The 23291-nt window shown below is 44.0% G+C and carries 19 protein-coding genes; 11 read left to right on the top strand and 8 right to left on the bottom strand.

Annotated elements, in window-relative coordinates:
* The 5 genes from HUF13_RS15690 to HUF13_RS15670 form a co-directional block, all read left to right on the top strand.
* On the top strand, positions 1–1096 hold a 1096-nt coding region (locus HUF13_RS15690), incomplete at its 5' end, for a FumA C-terminus/TtdB family hydratase beta subunit (protein ID WP_173475999.1).
* A gap of 385 nt (positions 1097–1481) precedes the next feature.
* Positions 1482–3332 (top strand): S8 family serine peptidase, encoded by a 1851-nt coding sequence (locus HUF13_RS15685; protein WP_173475998.1) that lies wholly within the window; start codon positions 1482–1484, stop codon positions 3330–3332.
* Positions 3333–3545: 213 nt separating this feature from the next.
* Positions 3546–5504, top strand: coding sequence for a S8/S53 family peptidase (locus tag HUF13_RS15680; protein WP_173475997.1), 1959 nt, complete (start codon positions 3546–3548; stop codon positions 5502–5504).
* Between the two features lie 290 nt (positions 5505–5794).
* Positions 5795–7798: a S8 family serine peptidase gene (locus HUF13_RS15675; RefSeq protein ID WP_173475996.1), complete on the top strand. Its 2004-nt coding sequence runs from the start codon at positions 5795–5797 to the stop codon at positions 7796–7798.
* A gap of 312 nt (positions 7799–8110) precedes the next feature.
* Entirely contained in the window at positions 8111–10069 is a 1959-nt protein-coding gene (locus HUF13_RS15670; RefSeq protein WP_173475995.1) for a S8 family serine peptidase, read from the top strand.
* Here the strand turns inward: HUF13_RS15670 and HUF13_RS15665 are convergent.
* Positions 10066–10542, bottom strand: a complete 477-nt coding sequence (locus HUF13_RS15665) for a CotH kinase family protein (RefSeq protein WP_173475994.1) — start codon at positions 10540–10542, stop codon at positions 10066–10068. The two genes, HUF13_RS15670 and HUF13_RS15665, sit on opposite strands and share 4 nt — an antisense overlap.
* 123 nt (positions 10543–10665) lie before the next feature.
* Positions 10666–11700, bottom strand: coding sequence for a hypothetical protein (locus HUF13_RS15660; RefSeq protein WP_173475993.1), 1035 nt, complete (start codon positions 11698–11700; stop codon positions 10666–10668).
* Positions 11701–11849: 149 nt separating this feature from the next.
* Here HUF13_RS15660 and HUF13_RS15655 point away from each other — a divergent pair, with 149 nt between their 5' ends.
* A complete protein-coding gene (locus HUF13_RS15655; protein WP_173475992.1) occupies positions 11850–12158 on the top strand; it encodes a hypothetical protein in 309 nt (102 codons plus the stop codon).
* A 70-nt stretch (positions 12159–12228) separates the two neighbouring features.
* Here HUF13_RS15655 and HUF13_RS15650 read toward each other — a convergent pair whose 3' ends face one another.
* A complete protein-coding gene (locus HUF13_RS15650; RefSeq protein WP_173475991.1) occupies positions 12229–12756 on the bottom strand; it encodes a hypothetical protein in 528 nt (175 codons plus the stop codon).
* Between the two features lie 205 nt (positions 12757–12961).
* Positions 12962–14695 (bottom strand): arabinofuranosidase catalytic domain-containing protein, encoded by a 1734-nt coding sequence (locus tag HUF13_RS15645; RefSeq protein WP_173475990.1) that lies wholly within the window; start codon positions 14693–14695, stop codon positions 12962–12964.
* Positions 14696–14874: 179 nt separating this feature from the next.
* Between HUF13_RS15645 and HUF13_RS15640 the strand changes: the two genes are divergently transcribed.
* Entirely contained in the window at positions 14875–15720 is an 846-nt protein-coding gene (locus HUF13_RS15640) for a DUF4423 domain-containing protein (protein ID WP_173475989.1), read from the top strand.
* A gap of 4 nt (positions 15721–15724) precedes the next feature.
* Positions 15725–16927, top strand: coding sequence for a hypothetical protein (locus HUF13_RS15635; RefSeq protein ID WP_173475988.1), 1203 nt, complete (start codon positions 15725–15727; stop codon positions 16925–16927).
* On the opposite strand, the gene HUF13_RS15630 is transcribed toward HUF13_RS15635, so the two are convergent.
* On the bottom strand, positions 16920–17471 hold the full coding sequence (locus HUF13_RS15630) for a pseudouridine synthase (protein ID WP_173475987.1): 552 nt from the start codon (positions 17469–17471) through the stop codon (positions 16920–16922). The two genes, HUF13_RS15635 and HUF13_RS15630, sit on opposite strands and share 8 nt — an antisense overlap.
* Before the next feature lie 34 nt (positions 17472–17505).
* Here HUF13_RS15630 and HUF13_RS15625 point away from each other — a divergent pair, with 34 nt between their 5' ends.
* The gene (locus HUF13_RS15625; protein ID WP_290925412.1) at positions 17506–18261 is read left to right on the top strand and encodes an acyl-[acyl-carrier-protein] thioesterase; all 756 of its coding nucleotides are present in this window, start codon (positions 17506–17508) and stop codon (positions 18259–18261) included.
* 249 nt (positions 18262–18510) lie between these two features.
* Here HUF13_RS15625 and HUF13_RS15620 read toward each other — a convergent pair whose 3' ends face one another.
* The gene (locus HUF13_RS15620) at positions 18511–19041 is read right to left on the bottom strand and encodes a carbohydrate-binding family 9-like protein (protein WP_304039300.1); all 531 of its coding nucleotides are present in this window, start codon (positions 19039–19041) and stop codon (positions 18511–18513) included.
* A gap of 218 nt (positions 19042–19259) precedes the next feature.
* Here HUF13_RS15620 and HUF13_RS15615 point away from each other — a divergent pair, with 218 nt between their 5' ends.
* Both HUF13_RS15615 and HUF13_RS15610 read left to right on the top strand, forming a co-directional pair.
* A complete protein-coding gene (locus HUF13_RS15615; RefSeq protein WP_304039298.1) occupies positions 19260–19592 on the top strand; it encodes a SpoVG family protein in 333 nt (110 codons plus the stop codon).
* A 12-nt stretch (positions 19593–19604) separates the two neighbouring features.
* Positions 19605–21134, top strand: a complete 1530-nt coding sequence (locus HUF13_RS15610) for a YifB family Mg chelatase-like AAA ATPase (protein WP_173475985.1) — start codon at positions 19605–19607, stop codon at positions 21132–21134.
* Positions 21135–21288: 154 nt separating this feature from the next.
* Here HUF13_RS15610 and folB read toward each other — a convergent pair whose 3' ends face one another.
* Positions 21289–21657, bottom strand: coding sequence for a dihydroneopterin aldolase (folB, locus tag HUF13_RS15605; RefSeq protein ID WP_304039296.1), 369 nt, complete (start codon positions 21655–21657; stop codon positions 21289–21291).
* Positions 21651–22688 carry a hypothetical protein gene (locus tag HUF13_RS15600; RefSeq protein WP_173475984.1) on the bottom strand — a complete coding sequence of 346 codons (1038 nt, stop codon included), beginning with the start codon at positions 22686–22688 and terminating at the stop codon, positions 21651–21653. Before HUF13_RS15600 ends, folB begins: the two co-directional genes overlap by 7 nt.
* Positions 22689–23291: the final 603 nt, after the last annotated feature.

The following is a 23291-nucleotide window of genomic DNA, read 5'->3' as shown; positions in this document are numbered from 1 at the left end:
CAAGGGCGGTGGCTCTGCCAACAAGACTTACTACTGGCCGATGACCAAGGCGCTCCTCAACCCGAAGTCCTTGGAAAAGTTCCTCGCCGAAAAGGTGAAGACTCTCGGTACTGCCGCTTGCCCTCCGTACCACCTCGCTATCGTGATTGGCGGTACCTCAGCCGAAATGAACACGCACATGGTGAAGCTCGCTAGCTGCGGCTACCTCGACGATATTCCGACGAGCGGTTCTGAAGGCGGCCGTATTTTCCGCGATCTCGAAATGGAAGAAAAGGTTCTCCACATTTGCCAGAAGACTGGCATTGGCGCCCAGTTCGGCGGCAAGTACCTGGTGCACGACGTCCGCGTGATTCGCGCTCCGCGCCACGCTGCAAGCTGCCCGGTTTCTATCGGCGTTAGCTGCTCTGCCGACCGCAACATCAAGGCAAAGATTGACGAAAACGGCCTCTGGCTCGAAAAGATGGAACACCATCCGGAAAACTACATCCCGGCTGGCAACGCTGTGAACCTTGCTCCGGCTATTGAAATCGATCTTGACCGACCGATGAAGGATGTGCTCGCCGACCTCACCAAGTATCCGGTGAAGACGCGCCTCAGCCTCAAGGGCACGATGATTGTGGCCCGCGACATGGCCCACGCGAAGATTGCCGAAATCTTCGACAAGCAGGAACGCGGCGAAGAACTCACCGACGAAGAAAAGACCGTATTGAAGGTCGTATCTGACCACCCGATTTACTACGCCGGCCCGGCCAAGACTCCGGCAGGCATGCCGACAGGTAGCTTCGGCCCGACGACTGCAAACCGCATGGACCCGTACGTGATGCGCTTCCAGAGCAAGGGAGCCTCGATGATCATGGTCGCGAAGGGCAACCGCTCTCAGGACGTGACCGACGCCTGCAAGAAGTACGGTGGATTCTTCCTCGGCTCCATCGGCGGCCCGGCAGCCATCCTCGCTGAACAGAACATTCTGTCCAACGACATCGTGGCCTTCCCGGAACTCGGCATGGAAGCCATCCGCAAGATTACCATCAAGGACTTCCCCGCATTCATCCTCGTGGATGACAAGGGCAACAACTTCTTCGAGGGACTTATTTAGTCGGAAGTAGGAAGTAGACAGTAGGCAGTGAATTTTTCTGATGCTGTCATTCCCGTGGAAACGGGAATCTCCCATTGCAAAAGAAACATCCCGTCGGAATAACCGGCGGGATGTTTTTTTGATGTTGATTTTCCTTTTGTAATTTGCTTTTGCTCTTCTTGTAGATTAGCTTTTTTTTGTTGTTTGTAAATCTATTGAATATAAGCTGTATCGTCTAAAATAACAAGCTGAATTCTGTTGTTTGATATTGTCTGTTAAATTATTTTGAATTTTCTTTGCAAAAGAAATTTATTTTATATTGTATTTTTATATAAAATGTTTATATTTTATATGCTTTATTTTGTAAAAAGGAGAAAAAATGAAAAAGCAAATAGCATTAGCTGTAATGTTTGGGTGCATTGGCGCTAGCGCTGCTTCTGTAAATTACGACCTTCTAGGCCGTAAGGGCAGTAAAATGAATTCGCCGATGGTCTATAAGAATGTAGACTATTCCAAGAACCAAAAGAGCGAATCGCAGAAAAATGACGCCTCTTTGAAAACTCGCGCTTTAGCGAAAAAAGGCGTTGGAATCACGAATGATTATGATGCTTTGACCGGGGCTTTCAATAGCATGGGCTTTGATTATCAGTATGCATCTCCTCGAGATCCGTTCCCTTACTATTTGAAACGCTATAGAGCGAACGGTTCTGTGAGTGAGGAATACTATGATGTATTGAAAGGTCGCTATGGTTACATGAACCAGTCGAATATGGCGTTTAAGTCTGTTCCTGTATGGGCAAGCTATAGCCCGAATTATGAATATGGTAGTGGCTGGACGAATGTCAACTCGAATGAATATTCTTTGTCTAAAGAAATTGATGATTTCAACAATCCGGTGCAACGATCTCCGTATTCACGTTATGGGGATCTTAGATATGTTTCTTATGATGCTGTAAAGATCCTTTTGTCTCAAAGGTATAGTATATCTTGGTACGATAATCCGTCTGGAAATGATGCTTCTGATTGGGCTGATGTGGGTGTCTATATCCCTGTTGATGCGCTTCCTGTCCAATTGGATTGGAGTAAATCGGTACCGTTCCTTCGTCATAGAGCTGGTGACCAGTTTACGAACCCTACGCCTGAAAATGAAGTGCTTGCGTCCAGGATGTATAGCGTTTTAAAGGCTGGAACAAACCGTGCTTCGATTTATGTGGGCAAAAATCGTCCAATGGATCCGTCTTCTGATACTAAGGGACCGCAGATTTATATTGGGGCTCATCCTGGTCGGGATCCTTACAATCCGGATGACGACATGATGTTTTATTCGGGTACGGCTAAATTGCTTGATAATTACATCTATGAAAACCGTACTGTAGAATTGGTTGCCGCCGGTAATTATAATGTTTACTTACGTAATGGGCATATTTCGAGGCTTGGACAAGCTGCGAATGCTGTTACAGTCGGAGTAGTTGATCCTCTTACTGGAGAACCTGCGTACTATACATCGAGTCAATCGTATATTTGTGGGAGCGGCATAGTGGAAGAAAATGGTGTTGTTGTCTGTAATAATACCCGTTTTCGTAATTTAAAGCCGGAAATATATAACTATTCTCATTTTTACATGAATGATCAGAAAAGGGTGTATTCCTCTTCGTCGAACGGTACTTATATATATACCCCGTATTATGATGGTACGGAAATGGCTGCCGCTTATACGGCGGGCATGGTCGCTGAATTGCTGTCGGCCAATGCGTTCTATCGCTGGCATCCAGAAGTTGTAAAGGCTTTGCTAATGACGTCTAGTAAGGCTAGTGGTAAGGGAGTCCCGACTTATGGGAGCATGATGCCTCAGCGCGGATCATCTAGTGGAATTGTTCATGAATCTCGCTATTGGATCGGTGATATCAATAAACTGATGGGAGATAGAAAAAAAGTTTCTTTTGCCGTTAAGAGACCTAGCGGTGCAAATAAATATACAGCGGCCATTACATGGTTGAACCATGGTAGTGATATTGGTAGATTAGGCGATTATCCTCAACATTTCCGTCTTCTTTCTTATCGTAGTCGTTATACGACGATTGATCCTGAATACCATAATCCATTGTATGCGACTGAGCCGAATCAAAATTTCCAAGTTTTGACATCCGATATAGATAAAGATTATGTGATATTTGAAATTCAATTTATGGGACAGGATAAGTCTAGCGCAAATTACAAGGACCAAATTGTCCTTGGCTTTGATGTTGCCTTCTATTAATAAATTGTGGGTTTGGAATTTTGGAAAGGTCGGATCTGTTCCGGCCTTTTTTGTATAAAATTGTTTGCTTATGTTATGTAAAGTGCTTGTGGTGTACTAATAAATTGTTATATACAAAATTTTTTGTTATGTTGATTTTTTGAATAAATTGATTATATTTTATATGCTTTATTTTATAAGAAAGGAGTGATAATGAAAAAGCAAATAGCCTTAATGGTTGCGTTTGGGTGCATTGGCGCTAGTGCCGCATCTGTGAATTATGACCTTCTTGGTCGTAAGGGTAGTAAAATGAATTCCCCGATGGTCTATAAGAATGTAGACTATTCCAAAAACAAGGCTGATAAACAGCAGAAGATTGGAAATAATGCTTTGGCAAAGTTGAGCTCGGGCTTGAAAAGTGATGCCTTAGCAATCGAAGGTATATTCAATAATCATGGTGATATTAGCGGATATTCTGGATTGAATTATTATGCGGTAAACGTAAAATTTGCGAATACGGGACATGTTTACACGTCTGGTCACTCAGATGTCTTTTTTGGCAGATGGGGTGTTTATCCGAATTATCTAATGAATAATTTTATTCCGCTTACTAGTGGTTATGTAGGTGATGATGCTGTGCAGGGGTCTTATACTTGCGATAATTACACAAATTCAACTAGCTATGAAAAGAATGAATGTCCATCGATAACGAGAGCTGATACATATGGGTATTCGGTGTCGACTCGGAATATCCCTCTCAATAATCCGGTGCAAGCATCTCCTTATGAGTATAACAAGCAAATTACTTATAAAGATTTTGAAAGCGTCCGCGATGGGGCTGGTTATTCGCATAGATCGTATATCGTTGATTGGCTTTATGAAAACCGTCCTTATACGCAACTTCCTAGTCCTACCGTGAGCGATTGGAGCCATGTTGGTGTTTATATGACGCCGGAAGCGCTTCCGGTCAAGCTTAATTCGTATGATGATGATGTCTATTATCGTCGATATTCAAATATTTGGTCCTTTAGTGCTCAGCCAAGAGAAGAAATGCTTGCATCTAGGGCTTATAGGGTTTTGAAACAGTCGTCGAAGTATTCAAGAGTCTATGTTGGAAATACCACCCCTGAAAAACCAGATTCACGTAATCCGCAGATTTATATGGGGCTCCATTTTAAGAAGGGTATAAACGAAAATACTTCTGCTACAAATCAATATACAGCCGCTGCGAAAGCTCTTGATAACTATATCTATACCAATCGTACGACTGAAATTGTTGCTGCTGGAAATTTTGCGACAACAAAGTATTCCAATAATCCGGGAACAGGCTATTTGGCTGAAGAAGCTCATGCTGAAAACGCTATTACTGTAGGCGCTGTTGATGCCAACAGTAAAAAGATGACCAACTATACGTCTTATATGACCCATGTGAATGGTGGGACGAAGCCGGAAGTTTATAACTATTCTCATTTCTATATGAACGATCAGTATAGAACGTATTCGAATAATGGTTCTAGCGAGGGTTATAATCCGTATTATGATGGTGCTGAAATGGCTGCTGCATATACGGCCGGTATGGTATCGGATCTTTTGGCAACGAATCCGTTCTATCGCTGGCATCCGGAAGCTGTGAAGGCTGCTTTGATTACATCTAGCCATTTGAATATGAATACTGAATATCCGCATGGTACGTCGGTGACGCAAATGCCGTCCTATAAGTGCTTGGTAACAATCAATCAGGATAAGAGCCGCGGTTCTGGAACCGCAAACGCCAAGTATGATGAAAATTATTGTAACCATGAATCCCGTTATTGGGTTGGTGATGCTGAAAAACTTTTTACACGTGAAAACCGTGGTAAGAAGGAAGTCATGTTTAGCGTCAAGCGTTCTGCCAATAAACATAATATTGTTGCCGCAATTGCTTGGTTGAGCAGTGGTAATGATATTGCGAAATTTGGTAGAATTCCGCAAGATTTTGACCTTTATGCGTATGAAAATAGTACTGCTAATGTGGATCACGTTGACCTTAATAATTGGGTTGCTCGCTCGACTAGTGCTACTAATAGCCATGAAAAGATTTCGTTTAACACGAATGCTGAATATATAACCTTCCGTATTGTATTCTATAGCGATGCGAAAGATTCAGAGAATAAAGGTCAAGTCGTCCTTGGCTTTGACGTTGCTTCGTACTAATAAATACGATTGTAAGCGCATAATCTAAAATTTTTGCGAAATGTGGAAACATACCGTCGGAAATCCGGCGGTATGTTTTTTTGAAAACGATGAATATGGTTTGTAAATTTTTTTGCGAAACTTTTGAAAATGATTTTGTGTGAATACTTTTATTTTTTTGTTGTTTTTTTGAATTAATATGGAGAAAAATATATTTGTTTGAAATTCTTTTATTGTAAAAAATGTGTGTAAAGGTAATTTATTTTATAAAATGATCGTATATTCTGTATAAGTTTTTAAAAGGAGAAAAAATGAAAAAGAAAATTGCTTTTTTATTGGCTGCAGGCTGCATAGGCGCTAGCGCCGCATCTGTGAATTATGACCTTCTTGGCCGTAAGGGCAGCAAAATGAAATCCCCGATGGTCTATAAAAATGTGGACTATTCTAAAATCAAAAAGAATGAATCACAAAAGCAAGGTTCTTCACTAAAAAATCGTTCGTTGGCTAGGGCTAGTAATTCTCATAGTCCTGGCTTAAGAGATGATATTGAAGCCTTGGAAGGTGTGTTCAATAATAGAAGTAATTTGTTGTATTCAAATGCTTCATATCCTTATTATCTAAAGGCTTGGTATGCCGCCAATAATTATAGTGATTATGTTTTTAGAGGTCTAACTTCGCAACAAGGGCTGCCAGGCTATTTGAATGTGGCTAATGCGTTCTTCCTACCGGTTCCTTTGGAACGGCATGAACCAACTGGTCTTCATTATGGGGTGACGACGAATGTCCCTTCAAGTGCTTATCAGCTTACGCGTTCGAATTATTCTTTTAACAATACCACTCAACCTTCTCCTTACAGTTATTCTCAATATGGTAATACGGATATGATTACGTATATGCCGTTTTCTAATGTTGAAAATGATGCTAAACGATGGAGTATATGGTGGTATGATAACCCACCTTCTGGCAGTTTTGAATGGGACGATGTTGGTATCTATATGTCTATTGACGCTCTTCCTGCAAAATTGGATCCGTCGAAGTCGGTACCATATCTTAGATTGGCTTCTGGTGAAATTTTTGAACCTACTCCTCAAACGGAGATGCTTTCGTCAAGAACGTATAACATTCTAAAAGGAGCGACGAAACGTTCTGTTATTTTTGTTGGTTCTGAGTTCCCTGTGCTGCCGGAAGATCATCCGCTTAATCCAGATCATCGGAGTCCTCTAATTTACATGGGTGTTCGTAACCGTCAATATGGAAATGTGGACAATGAGACTTCAAAGATATATGGATTTAAGTCTATGGTTGTCGACAACGGGGTATTCGAATCTCGTCTTGTTGAAATTGTTGCTGCTGGTAACTATAATGTTAGAGCAAATTCGGGGCATCTTGGTCTAGAAGCTCATGCCGCTAATGCAATTACTGTGGGGGCGGTTGATGCGAATAGTAAAAAAATGGCGAGTTATAATTCTAATCAATCTATGTATTGTACTTTGGGATTGAATAGGTGTAATGATGGAAATCATTTGAGACGAGGCTCGAAAAAACCAGAAATTTATAATTATTCTCATTTCTATTTTAATAAGAGAAATAATAATTCCGAATATCAAAATTATTATAATGATGAGAAAAGAGTTTATAAGGATAGGTCTTCGGGAATCGACTATACCTTCAATCCTTATTATGATGGCTCTGAAATGGCTGCTGCTTACACTGGAGCTTTGGTTGCAAATCTTTTGTCGGCAAATCCGTTTTATCGTTGGCATCCAGAAGTTGTGAAAGCGCTGCTGCTCTCATCTGGTCATGTTGATATAAATACCCCGTATCCATTGAATGAGCCTGCGACAACGAAAATTCCTTCTTATCAAAAGATGATGAGTGATAAGGATCATAATGAATATTTCCACGAATCTCGCTATTGGTTGGGATCGATGGAAAGGCTACATACGCATAAGTCCGGCCCTAATAATAGCAAAAAGGAAATACGTTTTAGTGTAAAGCGTCCAACTGATAAGTCTAGCTTTACCGCTGCTATTGCATGGTTGAGCAGTGGCTTTGATATTCTTAATACAGGTAGAGTTCCTTATGATTTTGACCTTTATGTGTATGAAAATAGTTCTGATAATGTAAACAATATTAATGTCGATAATTACTTGGCTAGGTCCATTGATGGCGATAATTCTTTTGAAGTAAAGGAGTTTACGACTTATGCAAATTATATTACATTCCGTATTCTTCTTTGGGATGATTATACACCGTCAGATTCTGAATATAGAGGCAATATTGCATTAGGTTTCGATGTTGCGTCGAATTATTAATGATGATGTAAAACGAAAAAAATTAGAAATCTCAAAAACATACCGTCGGAAATCCGGCGGTATGTTTTTTTTTCGATGACTTGTGTTCTGAGAATACTTCTGTAATAAAAGAAAGTTAATGGAATTTTAACAAAATGCTTGCTTTACAAGCTTATCTGACTATATGAAACGTTAATTTGTTGTATATGCAACAATTGATGCTGATTGCGCTTTGCTAATGCATGCTTTTGTAAATAATTTTATGTGAAGTTTAAACTAACAAGAATTAATTTATTTTAATCGTACCGATACCAATAACAAAAGAGGGTGCGAATGAATAAAAAAGCCACATTGATTGTGGCTCTTAGCTGTGTTTATGCTGGAGCTGCAAATTCTGTAAACTATGACCTGCTTGGACGTCGTGGGAGCAAGATGAATTCTCCGATGGTCTATAAAAACATAGACTACTCCAAGAAAGGCAACAAACAACTTGTTTCGTCTCTTGAAAATAGAGTTTTGCAGAAACAAGCTTCGGGCTTGACTGGGAATGTTGATGCCTTGGTAGGGGCTTTCTGCAATAAGGGCTTGGATTATACGGCTAATTTTGCGGTTCCCTATTACATGAAGCGCTATTACGCAAATGGCTCCGATCAAGAAGACTTTTTTGTTTCGTTTACTGGAAGATATGGCTATTTGACGGCTTCCAATAATTCCTTTATTCCTATTTCTCGTGAATCGTACAATGAACCCAGCTATACGTCTAGCGGCGAAACGAGAATTGATCAAAATGCTTATACGTTCTCGTCGACAAACTATGCGTTTTCAAATAACGAGATGGCTTCGCCGTATTTCAATGAAAGCATCAAGTATTCTGCGTTTTACAATATAGAATACCCGTTATCTAAAAGGGCTAGTATTGCGCTTTGGTATGATGCCGGAAATTACAATGTATGCCAGCAATGTGGCGATGTTGGGGTTTACATGGTTGCCGATGCACTTCCTGTTAAATTGAATAGGGATACAAATCCGGCAAGGGATGTCAAGTATATTGAATATAGTCCGTGGGAATGGAACTATACTTTACCGACTCCAGAAACAGAAATGCTGTCGTCAAGAACATATAGCGTTCTGAAAAGGTCTGCCAGAAATTCTGTCGTTTATGTGGGTTCGAGTACGCCACAACATCCTGCGCATCCGTCATGGATGAATGTGCAGGGGCCTCAGATTTATGTTGGCCTCCATAACCGCAAAGATGCTTCTGATATAGATAAAGAACGGGCAAAGTACTATTCTGATGCCGCTAGGAATCTTGACAACTACGTTTACAATAATCGAACGGTCGAAATTGCGGCTGCCGGTAACTATTGGGCGCGATTTAATTCGGGACATCTTGCTGCAGAAGCGCATGCAGCCAATGCAATAACTGTGGGTGCGGTTGATTCTACTGGATCCATTGCCAAATACACTTCGGATGAATCTAAGTATTGCGATAGGGGTATTGGTAACTGCAATGATCTCGCATCGTATAATTTGGCTCCTACGAAACCCGAGATCTATAATTTCTCGCAGTTCTATATGAGCAAAGAAACTACATACCCTGAGATGAACGATCGAAAGAGAACTTATAAGAAAAAGAGCGATAATACAACTTATACCTATTACCCATATTATGATGGCACGGAAACGGCTGCTTCTTATACAGCTGGCATGGTTGCAAATCTTTTGGCGGTCAATCCGTTCTATCGCTGGCATCCAGAAGTTGTTAAGGCGCTATTGATTGCTTCTGGTGATGTGGCTATGAAATCGCCGTACCCGCATAAAACTCCGGCGACAACGAAAATGCCGTCTTATTACAGCACGGTCTTTGATGGTGATTATAGCCAGTATTACCATTACTCCAGATATTGGATTGGAAATATAGATAAGCTAAAAACTCATATTGTGGATAATCACAAGGAAATCCGTTTTAGCGTTAAGCGCCCTGAGGGTAAGACAAACTTTTCTGCTGCTATTGCGTGGTTGGTTAGCGGTAATGATATTGCTAATTATGGGCTTCTTCCGCAGGACCTTGATATCATTGTGTATGAAAGAAATTCGGATGATATAAACAGCATTACGAATTCAAGTGTTGGCTTGGTAGGACGCTTTAGCACAAATAATCCCTTCGAAAAAGTATCGTTTACGTCCAATGCAAAATATCTTCTGTTCCGCATAAAGATTTATAGAGATGATGAACGCTCTGAAAATCATGGTCAGCTTGTCCTTGGTTTTGACTTGGCTTCGGGTGATTAAGGAATGTTTGATTTGTTAATAACTAAACCGTTAACACTAATAATGTTCTCGCGCCAGTAATACACGCGGGATTTTGCCGCGTCGAAATCCCTGAAAATGTATGAATGCCAGTAGCCGATCTTGATGTACATATTGTCGGACTGGTTCGTGGTGTCGTTGTTGTGGCCTCCGAAGGCGAGGTCGAAGTCCCATTCGGGTCCCATGCGGATGGGACCGCACTTGACCCACGTGAAGTACAGGCTCGAATAGCCTTTCGCGTCGGGGTTCTTGGTGAATTCCTGCACCCAGTAGTGCCTTGTGCACTCGTTGATGTCCAGCCATTTGCCGAGGTCGTTCGGTTCGTACGTTTTCATCGCCTTGATGAATTTCTCGAACTTCTTGATGTGCTGCTGGAGCGTGTCCAGCGCCTCGTCGGAGGCGTCCTTGGGGTGGTGTACGGCGAACGACATGTCGAGGGAGTCGGGGTGGAACACGTCGGAATATACTACCTTGTCCCAGGACTGCGGGTTCGTGCCGCCGCCGCGGGCATCGGCTACCAGACGCTCATGAAGCAGATGCTCGAAGCCGCCCCGGTGTAGCGCATTTGTCGCTTGTAATTACTTCAGAATCACGTTCTTGGCGTTGACCATGCCGTTCTGCTTGATGGTCACGATGTAGCGGCCGTTCGGGATGGCGCCCGAGTTCCACTTGATCTGGTGGACACCCGGCTGGAGGCTGCTTTCTACGATGTTGGCGACGACGGCGCCGTTGACGTTGGCGACAGAAATCCTGACATCGCCTGCGGACTTGAGGTCGACTGCGATGGCGGAGTGGTCAAATCCCTTGAGCGTCGGGGCCGCCAGCTGTTCCGCGCTAGCCGGCGCGGCGGAATTTTCCGCACTGCTGGCCTTGGTCATTATAATTCCGTCGACGTAGACGAATCCCCAGTAAGAGACGTGCATGGTCGTATTCTTGCCGCCGCTTATGATTTGCGAAATTCCCGAAACGTTGGAATATCCGTAATAGTCCCAGCCGTTGCTGTTGCCGCTGTCTTCGTCGTCTATGTAGAATTCTGTAAGTTCGGTCTGGTATACGGAAATGGTGTTGCCTTCGTAACGACGGGCGGTCTTGTAAGTGTTGGCGAAAATGCCGTAGCCCTCAAACGGGAATGATGCCGTGGCACCGCTGCTTGCGGGTACGAAGCAGTAATACAAGTCGGCATTGTCGTTCACGACATTCGGATAAATGTTCCCTCTGTAGTAGTTGCTGTTTCCTTTGTCCTCTGTGTCGTGATGGCGCTTGAACTTGTATGTCCCTGCGGGGCATTTGCTATCCAGCATCAGGACTGCATAATCGTAGGGAACGCGGCGCGAACCCGTGGTGAGTTCCTTGTCGGCTACGTTCAAGACGCAATACTTGAATGTGATGTCGGACCTTGTCGATTCAATTCCGTTCGTGACCAAATTGGAGGTCAGGATAAATACGCCCGGTTCGAGCTGGGGCTGGACTATCCCGGTGCTGCCGTTCTTGTCTTCGGTATCAAGATGGATGGTAATCTGTTCTGCACAGGCCGATTTGCCTTTCAAGACTCCGATTCTTGTAGCGAAGCACATCGAGGTGGCGATAAGGATTAAAACAAAAATCTTGTTCATGAGATTTTCTCCTAAAAAAGTTCTGTGACCGCAATATAATATTTTGGATAAGTAGAACTTTTTTGTTGTTAATGGAATGTTGACAAGAACAGTGCTTTTAAGAGCCATTGAATCCAGTCGATTCACCAAAAGCCCTTTTAAAGTCCTTTTTGTTTAAAATTTTAAACATCAGGCGGTGCTTCAACATTAAAGTTCTACATAGCGGTAATGATATTGCAAATTTGGGCATGATTCCGCAGGACTTTGATTTGTTTGTGTATGAAAGAAGTAACGATAATACAGATAATGTTAATGGTGTTAAGGCTCGTTCTACAACTTCGACGAATGCATTTGAAAAAGTGTCGTTCACGTCGAGTGCTGATTATCTGTTGTTTCGCATAAAATTGTATAGCGATGATGTTCGATCTGAAAATAACGGCCAGATTGTTCTAGGCTTTGATTTGGCTGCATCTAATTAATAAAAGCAAAAATAAAAAAAGCAGTCGGGTTATGCCCGGCTGTTTTTGCGTTTTTTCGATTTCCCTAAAATTAATTCTTGAATTCGACGCTCTCGATTGCGTCCAAAAGCTCGTTTCTAACACTTGTGCCGAAAGCGAAGCTTCGCATGATGACAAGGAGAATGTTTCCCTGTTTTGTTAATCTTGATGCGAAACACATGTCCTCTGGCGTTCCGTCGTCATGTGTTATTTTGTAGCATCTGTAAGTATACTTTTTTTCGGAATTATAGTCGGCATCGACTAGGTTTTCATTTGTACAATCTTTGAAAAGTGCATCGTAAGCAGAAAAAATTCTGGTTGTCTTTAAAGAATCGCTTAGATCATTTTGGAAAACTTCAGGATTGTTTTGTACAGCTTTGCTGTATGAAGCGAGTATGAAACCCATTTCTAAATCTTCGTTATTTAACGTAACGGAGGCGATTCCTTTAGTGGTGTCATGAACTGCGTTTTTGTAATAGAATGGGAGGTTGACGTTGAATGGGGTATCAATTTCAAGTTTCTCTGGCATTTCTGTTGCAATAAATGCTTTTGCTGTTGATACACGGACGTAGATGAGCATTTACCCAAGAACGATGGGGCGCATTCTTGTGCCCGTCAGGATGGCGCAGCCGGAAAACATGATTGATATTAATACAAATCCGATAATGGCGAATTTTCTCATTAGAACTCCTTTTTTGGTTGTATTGAATTAATAGTAAAGTTTTATACAATTGAAAAGTAGGCTTCTTGCGAAGCCTACTTAAGTGAGTTTGGTTTGAAGAGTATTATTTTATATTTGAAATTCGAATGGTTTTGTTCATCGTCTTGATGACGTAAATGCCGCCTGGCATATTTATGCGGACTTTGTCCCAAATGTTACGTATAGCGTTTTCGTTTGCTTGGAATGAGGTAACACGGTTTCCAAGGACATCGTAAACTGTGTAGACTTGCGATGCTGCGGCTTGCCTTGTAAACTTGATGGATTCTGTTTGGGATGTGGCGACTGCAAATTCAATCCAGTCAAGATTGAAGTAGGGCTTGTCAATCTTTATTTTTAGCACATGTGCCCCTTCCGCAATTGCAGGCACGGAGACTGTAACCGTTTCGAATTTCTTCCAGTCACCGGTGTTCGGGACCATCACGGTGGCGACGTTCTTTTCGTCAACGAGCACGGAGAAGAACGTGCTATCGCTTGGCGATGAAACTCGTGCCGTGAGCGTGAGGGAATCGTTTTTGGAGACTTTTATCGTATAACGCAGCCAATCGTTGGCATAACCCCAGCCGTAAATAATGGCGTCGCCTGCGCTGTCGAGGCCTGCGTTGTCTTCGCGGTAGAGGTTGTTTTCGTTTTCGATATCGGTGTCCAAGAATCCCTGACCGTTGCCGCCCTTGTCGTAGTTTTCTACTTCGATTTTTCCCGGGATGGAAAGCGTATCCTTAAACGGTTCAATCGGATCAGGCTTCTTGAGCTCAATTTTGCTTCCGTAACCAGCGGCAACAATATTAGCCTGGACTTTATCGTCAATGGAATCTGGCGGGTTGCCAATCGTCATGCAACCTTCGAAGAATGTTCCTGCGCCGCCATCGCTGCCGTCACCGCCGTTGCCGAGCACAATGGCTCCTTGCAATTTGCGCGGACTATAGCCTTGCTTGCGCGGACCGTCCCACATGGTGGTGAGCTTTCCTTCTTGCGCACTGCCGCCTTTCAGTTTGAATGTGCCGTCGTTCGGTCCTTTGAGCATGGCTGTAGCGTAGTCGGCATCAATTGTTTGTGCATCTGGCCATGGGGTTGTATGTGTTCTGCCCCACATGTATCCGGCATCGTTGCCTTTGAATACGCCGTCTTCCAAGTCGGCGGCGACCCATGGGCCTGTGCCTTGTCCAGGACCGCCCCAATCCTTGTCGTCACCGAAATAAATACATTCCATGGTTCCTGGGCCGTCGTCATTGCCGGTTGTTTCAGCGTTTCCGTAGTTGAAACAGCACATGTCATTGTAGTGCCTGCCATCGACCACCATGTACATGGATTCTTCTTCGTCACCGGTAGCGACACCTTTGGTTTCGTTGTTGCGGTAACCTGTAGAAGACCACGCGTCGCGATAAAAGCCGTACGCCTTTCGACCGTTGATGTAGATGGGCGCCCTGTCGGCGATGGCTTCTCTGCCGCCTTCTTTAAGCCAAAAGACAGGTGGCGTTTTTTTCAGATCGTTTTTGTAACTACTCTGGTCGTAGATGATTGAAATTGTGCAAGTGGAGCCTGCACAAAAATCGTCTTGCACGGAAGATTTGACATAACCTCCCGTGGTTTCGACCGGAATGTCCTTGGTTTCGCCATCGGCACGGCGAACCTGATAAAGATTCCCGTTGTAATTGCCGTACAAGGCTCGGGTTAAACTATGTGCGGCTACGCATGGCGTATTGGCTCTTGCGTAAATGTCGCATGGGCCTTCCGCGATTGCCTGAGAAACTGCTGCAGCCACAACAAAAGCTGCAACAGACGTAAGTGTGTTGTTAATCATCCAAATATCCCCTTGGTTGTATTCTAACAGAAAAATATTTCTAGAAAAAGCAAAAATGAACGGGTGCTTTATAAGATTCCATTGATATTTTATCAAAGGCGATATATTCTTTAAGAGCTTTTGGGCAAGTAATAGATTATTTTATTGATTGGACCATTGCATTTTTCGAGAACTAGCCTATGCTGAATATCAACGAAATCAGTGATTACAGGGACTTGCTCAAGAATTACTATACCCAGCGTAAATTGGATATGCCTCTGTATTCCTATAAAATGATGGGGCAAAAACTGGGGCTCGAAACGAGCCAAATGTTTCGCGTGTTGAACAAGGACCTCCATTTGCCAAGTCGCAGTATTCCTTTGGCTAAAAATTTGCTGGATTTGAAAGGTCGCAATGGTGAAATTTTCGAGATTTTAGTGGCTGCCTCCAAGACGAAATCTCCTGCAAAAAAAGACAAGCTTTATAAGATGGCGCTTTCGCTCCAGGATGTGGATTTGCGCAAGTTTAGCGCTAGTGAATATCTTTTCTTGAGCAAGTGGTGGATTCCCGTGGTGCGCGCGCTTATCGAAATGAACAGTGGCCATGCCGAAGTTTCGCGATTGGTTAAACAGATTTCGCCAACGGTTTCCGAAGACCAAGTGCGCGAAGCCATAAAGGTTCTCAAGGATTTAAAGCTCATCACGCCGCTTGCTTCGGAACGCTATGCGGTGACAACTGCAAATTTTACCTCGGAGGGTTCGGCGGTAAAAACGGCGGCCATCCGCAGTTACCAAAATCAACTTTTGGCTTTGGCACAGAATGCCCTTGTGGCGGTAGAGCCTGCCAAGCGAAATATATCCTCGCTTTTGGTGGGTGTTGATGATGAATGCTTTGACGATTTGAACGAAATGACTCTTGAATTTAGGCGTCAAGTTCAAAAAAGAACTGCCGAGGTAAAAAACGTGAATCGCGCCATGCAGTTTGTCATAGCTCTATACCCGGTTGCTGAAATTTCCGATGGCGATAACGCCAAGAAGGAGGAGTAAAAAGATGAAAAAGTTGCTTTTGCTTCTCGCGATAATGGCGCTTTGCGCATGTTCCGATAGAGATGTGTCGGGCATCAGTTCTGTCGAAACGCAAAATGCGTTTTTGATTCGTGTGGTTCGCGGTGATTCGATGCCGGCGTCAAATGTGGTTGCTCGTGTACGTGCTGTAGATTTTATTCGTAACGTTGAGCCCGATTCTGTGGCTTCTGAATTTTTTGTGGAATATGTAGCGGATTCCTTAGGCCGAATTCGTATCGACAGCCTTGCCGTTGATTCTGTGACGATTGAAATTCTCAATGAAGGCGAAGGCGTTTTTAGAAAAATTCTAGCCAAGGATGTTCGCGATGGAGATTCCGTTCAATATGTTCTTGAAAAAACAGGAAGCGTTCATGGGAAAGTTTATTTGCCGGATGGTGTAGATTACGCGTGGGTCCAAGTGTATGGAACGGATCGACTTGTAAAAACGGATAACGAAGGCTTCTACGAGATGGATTCGCTCCCGCCATATGAATACGGATTGCGCATCATTGTGGGCGACAGCGTTGTCGAACATTCGGCTACGGTTGGCGTCGGCGAAGATACGCGCGCTAATGTCTGTGTGTTTGAACCGGACTCTATCAAGGTGTTTGACTTTGAGTTTGCGGAAGCGCAGTTTATTATTAGGGAACTCGATATCAGCGAGTCGGGTTACATGTCTTCTACGGATACGAGCGTGAAGGTTTCACCTAAAGTGGCGACCGTACCAAACACGCGCAAGGACATTGCTGAATTTATTGTGGATGCCGGAGCGGGCCGAGATGGAAATGCTCTTCATTGGAAATCTTCTGCGGGAATTGGTTCTTGGTCTTTCTTTGGAATTTGGGTCTGTACCGAAAATTCACCATGCGATTTGTCTGCAATGGATTCTGTTGTCTATTATGTTCGCGGAACAGGCGTCATCTCGATTATCTTTGAAACTTTAGGTAGTTCAAATGTCGAAGGAAAAACCTTGGCTTATGATACTCTTAAGACAAGCGATGAATGGAGACGGGTGAGTATAAAACCGTCTATGTTCAAGCCGCGCGATGACTTGTATGGCAATCTCGGTTGGGATGTTATAAGCAAAACAGTAACGACGATTTCGATTGCTGCTTACGATGATACCGAAGTTTGGATAGATGATATCACGTTGTATGGTGTAAAACCAAGCGATTTTATTACTAAATAACTTTATCTGTAACTTTTCGCCACTGCCCAGGCTTTAAGTCTCCAAGCGGGATGTTCCCGATTTGCACACGGATGAGGCGGAGCGTGGGGAAGCCTACGGCCGCTGTCATGTGACGCACTTGGCGGTTCTTGCCTTCGATGAGCGTGAGCTTGACCCAACTGGTGGGAATGTTGGCGCGGAAACGTACTGGCGGGGTGCGCTCCCAAATCCAATCCGGTGCTTCGACGATTTCTGCTTTGCAGGGCTTGGTATGGTAGCCTTTTATGTCAACGCCTTTAGCGAGTTTTCGGACGGCGTCTTCGGTAATTAGCCCATCGACTTGAGCCAAATAAGTACGCGGATGCTCGTATTTCGGGTCGAGCAGTTTTTTTATAAGTTTTCCGTTGTCTGTTAAAAGCAACGCGCCTTCGCTGTCGTGGTCGAGCCTGCCTGCGGCATACACATTTGGCGGAAATCCGAATGTGTCTAGGGCTGAGTGCCCTGATTCTGGGGTGAATTGGCTTAAAACGCCGTAAGGCTTGTTGAAAATAATAACGGTTGACATGTACTCAAATGATAAAAAAATTTATATTAAAAACATGATTGATATTTACGCATTGTCGAAAAATCCGCTAGTGTTTCAGAAGCCGAGAACGATTACTTCGGCTTATATCGATGTTTCTGGAAAAATGGGGCTTGCTCAAACTGTGCTCATGATTCAGGACAATATTACCGAAAATTTTGGCTCTATGAAATTTGACAACTTTGTTGTGAAAGAAAAGGGCGGTTTTTGGGTCATTTACAAGGCCAAGTTTAAGTTCCTCAGGCGTCCGTATTGGCGTGATAAGGTGGTTACCACGTCTTTCCCAACCGATAATCAGTTGATTCGTCTTAATGAGAATACCGCTATTACTACGGTGGATGGGGATCCGATTATTTTTGCAAAGCAAGAAGCCTGTTGCTTGAGTTTTGATCGTCACCGCCCGATGCGTCTTTCTGCATTGAATTTCCCAACGGAAGGCTTCCCAGAGCCATTCATGACGGATGATTTTGACCGCTTTAACGTTAAACCTGAAGAATACGAAGAAATTTATCAGCAAAAGGTGTTGCCTCAACATATCGATGTGTCACATCACATGAATAATATCGAATATGTGAAGCTTGCATTGAATGTGTTTAGCGCTTCGGACTTGGAACTTTGCAATCCGTCAGAGCTTGAAGTGCATTACTTGGGTGAGTCCGAAGAAGGGCAAACGTTGAAGGTGTTCCGCGCCGATCACAATGGTGCAACTTACATGCGAATCCTCGACGAAAACGATCGAGCCGTTTTTGAGATGAAACTCAGAATGATGTAGAATGTTTTATAAACATTTAAAGTCAGTGTAAGCGAGATCTTTGCCTAATTTATCAAAATAAGTTAGCGTTTGGAGAATGAAAGCGTCGGCCAAGGAATACCTTCGCAAAAGTCTGCAAGGTGAGTGTCGCGACGGGCTGCTTGCAGACCGGCATGACCGAACCGCAGCGACGGACGCCGTAGGCGTCAACTCCGAGCTGGGGCCCCGCCCGCATGACGTACTTTATTAAATCATTTTTAAAATTTCAAATTATTCTAAAATTTGAAAAAACTCAGGCCGGTGAAAATCCGGCTTTTCCGTTTCTATCGGGAATGCACTCAAGTAATGGGGTGTATTCGCTAGGTCTGCGCATTTATAAAGGTTTCCGCGGAGGGGGGCTTCAAATTTCTTTATCCCAAATAAATCGGCAGGAATCTCGATGGTCATGCTCCAAAAAACCGAATCGTCTTGAATGCTTGGCGCTGTTCCTGTGCGGCTGATTTTAGCAATCGCGTCGAGTGGGAGTGTCTGCCTGTTTTCGCGACCAGTGCCGCGGGCTGCAAGCACAAAGCCACGGCTTGTCGTTTCAAAGTTGAAGTACTCGGCTGGATTTGCTGGATTCTGCAAGAAAATTTCTACGCACGAATCTTCCCAGCTGCGACCGTTATCTTCTTGAACGGCGGCGCGGTAGCAATCTACGGGTTCTTCGACTGTGAATTTGACGATAAATGCGTTTGGAGTTTGCGAAAACTCCGCTGTAACCATCGGGTGGATGATTCCCTGGTTCGCTAGCCATTTCATATTGGGTTTTAAAAGCATGTCCATAAAGTAGAAAAAGTGATTAAAAGTGATTAATCAGTGATTAAAGTGATTAATCACTTTTTTGCTAAAAATGATTTGCCGAAATTTGCTCAAAATCGCCGTTTTCTTTGTTGGCACGTGTTTTGCATTGGGTTTTGCAATTCCGCAGAATTGCGAATGCATTTGACTGCGGCTCATCTTCAAAATAGGAGGCCCCAATGGCTGAAAAAACAGAAAAGAAAACATCGAGTATCCCTGCTATGTCACCGGCTTTTGATTGCCTTGCTGTGACTAACGTTCAAGTATTTCCGTTCAAGGAAGGTGCGAATCTTGGTCACATGAAGGGCTTGGCATCAATTGTGTTGAATGATCAAATCCAGATTCGCGGGCTCCGCGTGATGGATGGCGAAAACGGTATGTTTGTAGGGTATCCAATCGATACGTATTATAAGGGCGAAGATTATCGCACCGTTTGTTTGCCGATTACGCGCCAGTTGCGAGAACATATCGAAAATTGCGTGCTTGAAAAATATCAGGCTGCAGTAGCATAAGGTAGGTGAAAATTGTTTCGTAGAATCCGTTCTTATTGCTTGTTTGGAATAAAGGCTGTTCCTGTTAGTGTTGAGGTTGATGCTGCTCAGGGCCTGCCTGGCTTTACGCTTGTAGGGCTTCCTGACAATGCAGTGAGGGAATCTCGCGAACGTGTCGTTTCGGCGATACGTTCTATTGGGAAAGTGGTGACGGGTTTCCGTACAACTGTAAATCTGTCACCGGCGGATTTGCGAAAGGAGGGGAGTGCCTTGGACCTTCCGCTTGCGATTGGCTTACTGGTTTCAACGGGGGAGATTGAAGTCCCTCAATTGGAACGCTATGTTTTTGTGGGCGAACTTTCATTGGATGGTTTGTTGAAGCCAGTCCGTGGAGTGTTATCCATCGCAATGAATTTGGCTACAGAACGTGATTGCATCCTTGTTATTCCGCGAGGAAATATGCAAGAAGCTTCGCTGGTGGAAGGTCTTCATTTTGTTTGTGCCGATACGTTAGGGGAATGTGTTGATATTTTAGAACGCAATGCGGGTGATGATGTGAAATTAGCTAAGGGAATTTCATCATGTTGCGCTAGTGTTGACGATGGTATTCCCGATTTTAAAAATGTCGTGGGGATGGATGGTGTGAAGCGTGCACTTGAAGTCGCTGCTGCTGGTGCGCATAACTTTTTATTGGTCGGATCTCCCGGTGCTGGAAAAACACTTTGTGCGAAATGCCTGCCGGGAATTCTCCCTGAAATGACGGAACAGGAAATTTTGGAGACTACGCGGATTCATTCGTGTGCAAGGCGTGCCGGAGATTCCGGCGATTTTAAACCCGTACTTTCAAGGCCCTTCCGTTCTCCGCATCACTCCGCGTCAATGGTTTCGCTTGTTGGCGGCGGATCGCGTCTTTTGCCGGGGGAGGCTAGCCTTGCGCATAATGGAGTGCTGTTCTTGGATGAACTGCCTGAATTTAATCGTAATGTTTTGGAGGCGCTTCGGGAACCGATGGAAGAAGGAGAAATATCGGTAAGTCGTGCAAGTGGAACTGTTGTTTGGCCTGCGCGGTTTATGATGGGGGCTGCAATGAATCCATGCCCTTGTGGCTATTCTATGGATCCCAAGCGTGAGTGTACCTGCTTGCCCGAAGCGCGTAAACGTTATCGCGAAAAAATATCTGGACCGCTTTTGGACCGTATCGATATTCAAGTGAGCGTACCGCCTGTCGATGCCGCTATGTTTGCCATAAAAGGGCGAGGGGAGTCTTCTGCTGATATTCGTAGACGAGTGTGTGCTGCACGTGCAATCCAGCGCATTCGCTTCCGCAATTTGCCGTTTAAATCTAATGCAGAAATGTCATCGGAATATGCGCGAAAATTTGCGGAAATGACGCCGGATGTCGAGCGATTTGCCGTTTCGGCTGCCGCAAAAATGGAATTGAGTGCACGAGGTTATTTTAGGTTGCTCAAAGTCGCTCGAACGATTGCAGACTTGCGCGGCGCATCTGCTGTCGATATTACGGACCTGTCCGAAGCCTTGCGGTATAGGGCTTTTAGAGGGTAATTTTTTAGACGAAAGACGAGAGATGAGTGATGTGAGACGGAAGAAATTGTTTTTGATGCGAGGAGGTGCTTTCAGATTATTTTCTTACGCGAAGCGTCATTTATACTCTTTCGTCTTTCGTCTGTAGGGCGAAGCCCGTTCTTTCGTCTAAGTCCTACTTCCTACTGATCTTCACGCTCGCTTCTGCGCCGAGGCAACCGGGGATGGCCTTCGGCTTTGAAACTGAAACTTCAACAGCGTTTGCCTTGGGATAATGTTCCAAAACGTATTGAGCGGTCTTTACGACAAGAGTCTCGACTAGCTTAAAAGAAGAAAGGCGGATGAACCCTTTAAGTTCTTCCGCCAATTTTGCATAATCGATAGATTCGTTTAAATCTTCAGTTTCTGCAGCTTTAGCAAAGTCCAACCAAAGGGTCAGGTTCAAGATGATGGGTTGTTCGTTTACGCGTTCGTAAGGGAGTACGCCAACGATGCAGTCAAATTGAACGTCTTTGAGTCGGATTTGCCCTTGTTCCATTACCATGCGAACAATACGATAGCTGTAGTCAAGGAAACTGCTGTGACACCGAACCAGATATTGCGGCCCATTGCGTAGGAATCCTTGGTGTCCTTGTTGATTTTCATTCTGCGCTGGACGTCTACGTAAGTCCAATCATTAACCGAGAAAACGTTTTTGTTCTCCGTTTCTTTGAACACTTTGACGCATTTTTGAGGGTCACCTTGCGTGCTGCAAGCTTCCTTAATCTTTCCTTCAACAGCATCAGCAATGCCTTCGAGTTGCTTGTAAGCATCGTTTGCTTCGCTAGACTTCATCTGCTGGAGTACGCCAATAATAGCGCTACCTGCTGCGACTGCGGAGAGAGCGACTGCGCTCCAGAAGCGAACTTCGTCAGCAATACCGAAACGGTTTTTAACGTCTTGCGCTGCAGCAGAGGCGGAGTAATCGCGAGAGTCTGCATAAGAATTGGACTTGTTCAAGTCGCCAGAAACATCGACGTTTTTATTGTTCTTGGCAGCAATGATATCTTCATCGCAAGAAACATCGAATTCATCGCATTCCTGCTTCGGAGCGGTGCTTGATGCTGCCGGAGCTTCGTTCTTAAGATCAATCTGAGTGCCATTGACGAATGCTACAGCAGAAGTTGCACCCGGGAGGTAAACAAACTTACCATCGAAGTAGACCTTTTCGGCATCATCACCCGGCTTCATGCCGCGGCGTGAATAAAGCTTGGCTTTGACGACATCACCGTAGGATATTCCTGCCGGGACGCTCAAAGCGGTCATGGAAGAAACATCTCCAATGCTACCAATGTAAAGCTGGTAGGCGTTTAAGCCGGATTCTTGAGCAAACTTCTGACGCAGAACAATGTTTCCTGCAGGAACAGCCGAGGCTTCTTCAACACTAGCTGTGCTCAGCGGCATACCACCATTGGCGGCAAAAACTTGGTTGTCAGACATGACGGCATCTTTAGCCGTAAAATCAGCAATATCATAAACTCCAGCGAAAGCTGCTGCTGCGGAAAGGCAAAGGGCCAATAAAAAAGAACGCTTCATCGTTTTCTACTCCGAGTAATCCAATTTTTTTGGAAAAATATATAAAAAAAAACGTCAGTAATGAATTATATATTTTTTTTTCGAGAATAGAATAGCTAATGGGGCGAATAAATTATCAACATGATGAAAAAGTAAGATTTTTATTGCCCCACACGTTTTGTTTGTAAAATTGAATTTACAAAAACGTTTGGACTCCATTTTTCGGCTTAAAGTTTTGCTTCAGACCATCTGACCTCGGCCTGTACCGAACTGCCTGCTATTTTTAGCGTTTCTTCGGAACGCATCTATTGCGGCTCGACTATGACAAAAATTTTGTCGCAGCACTCGCCTTTTACTATATGGCGCTCCTTCGAGCGCATCTAGTACGGCTCGGCTATGCCAAAAAACAAATATGTTTTTGACGCCTTCGACGTCAGTGGCTTCGGCTCGCAAATGCAAAAAACATTTTTTTGCGCATTCTCACCTTGCACACTTTTGTCGCAGCTCTCGCCTTTTACTATATTTTCCCGCGTAAAATTTTAACCCTAAAAAAGAAGGTGCTATAATGGCAAAGCTTTCTATCGAAGATCTCGAACTCGCCGGCAAGCGCGTGTTCATCCGTGT

The organism is Fibrobacter succinogenes, assembly GCF_902779965.1.
Taxonomy (GTDB): Bacteria; Fibrobacterota; Fibrobacteria; order Fibrobacterales; family Fibrobacteraceae; genus Fibrobacter; species Fibrobacter succinogenes_F.
Note: the sequence above shows the minus strand (reverse complement) of the source record. Positions and strands in the feature narration are given on the sequence as shown.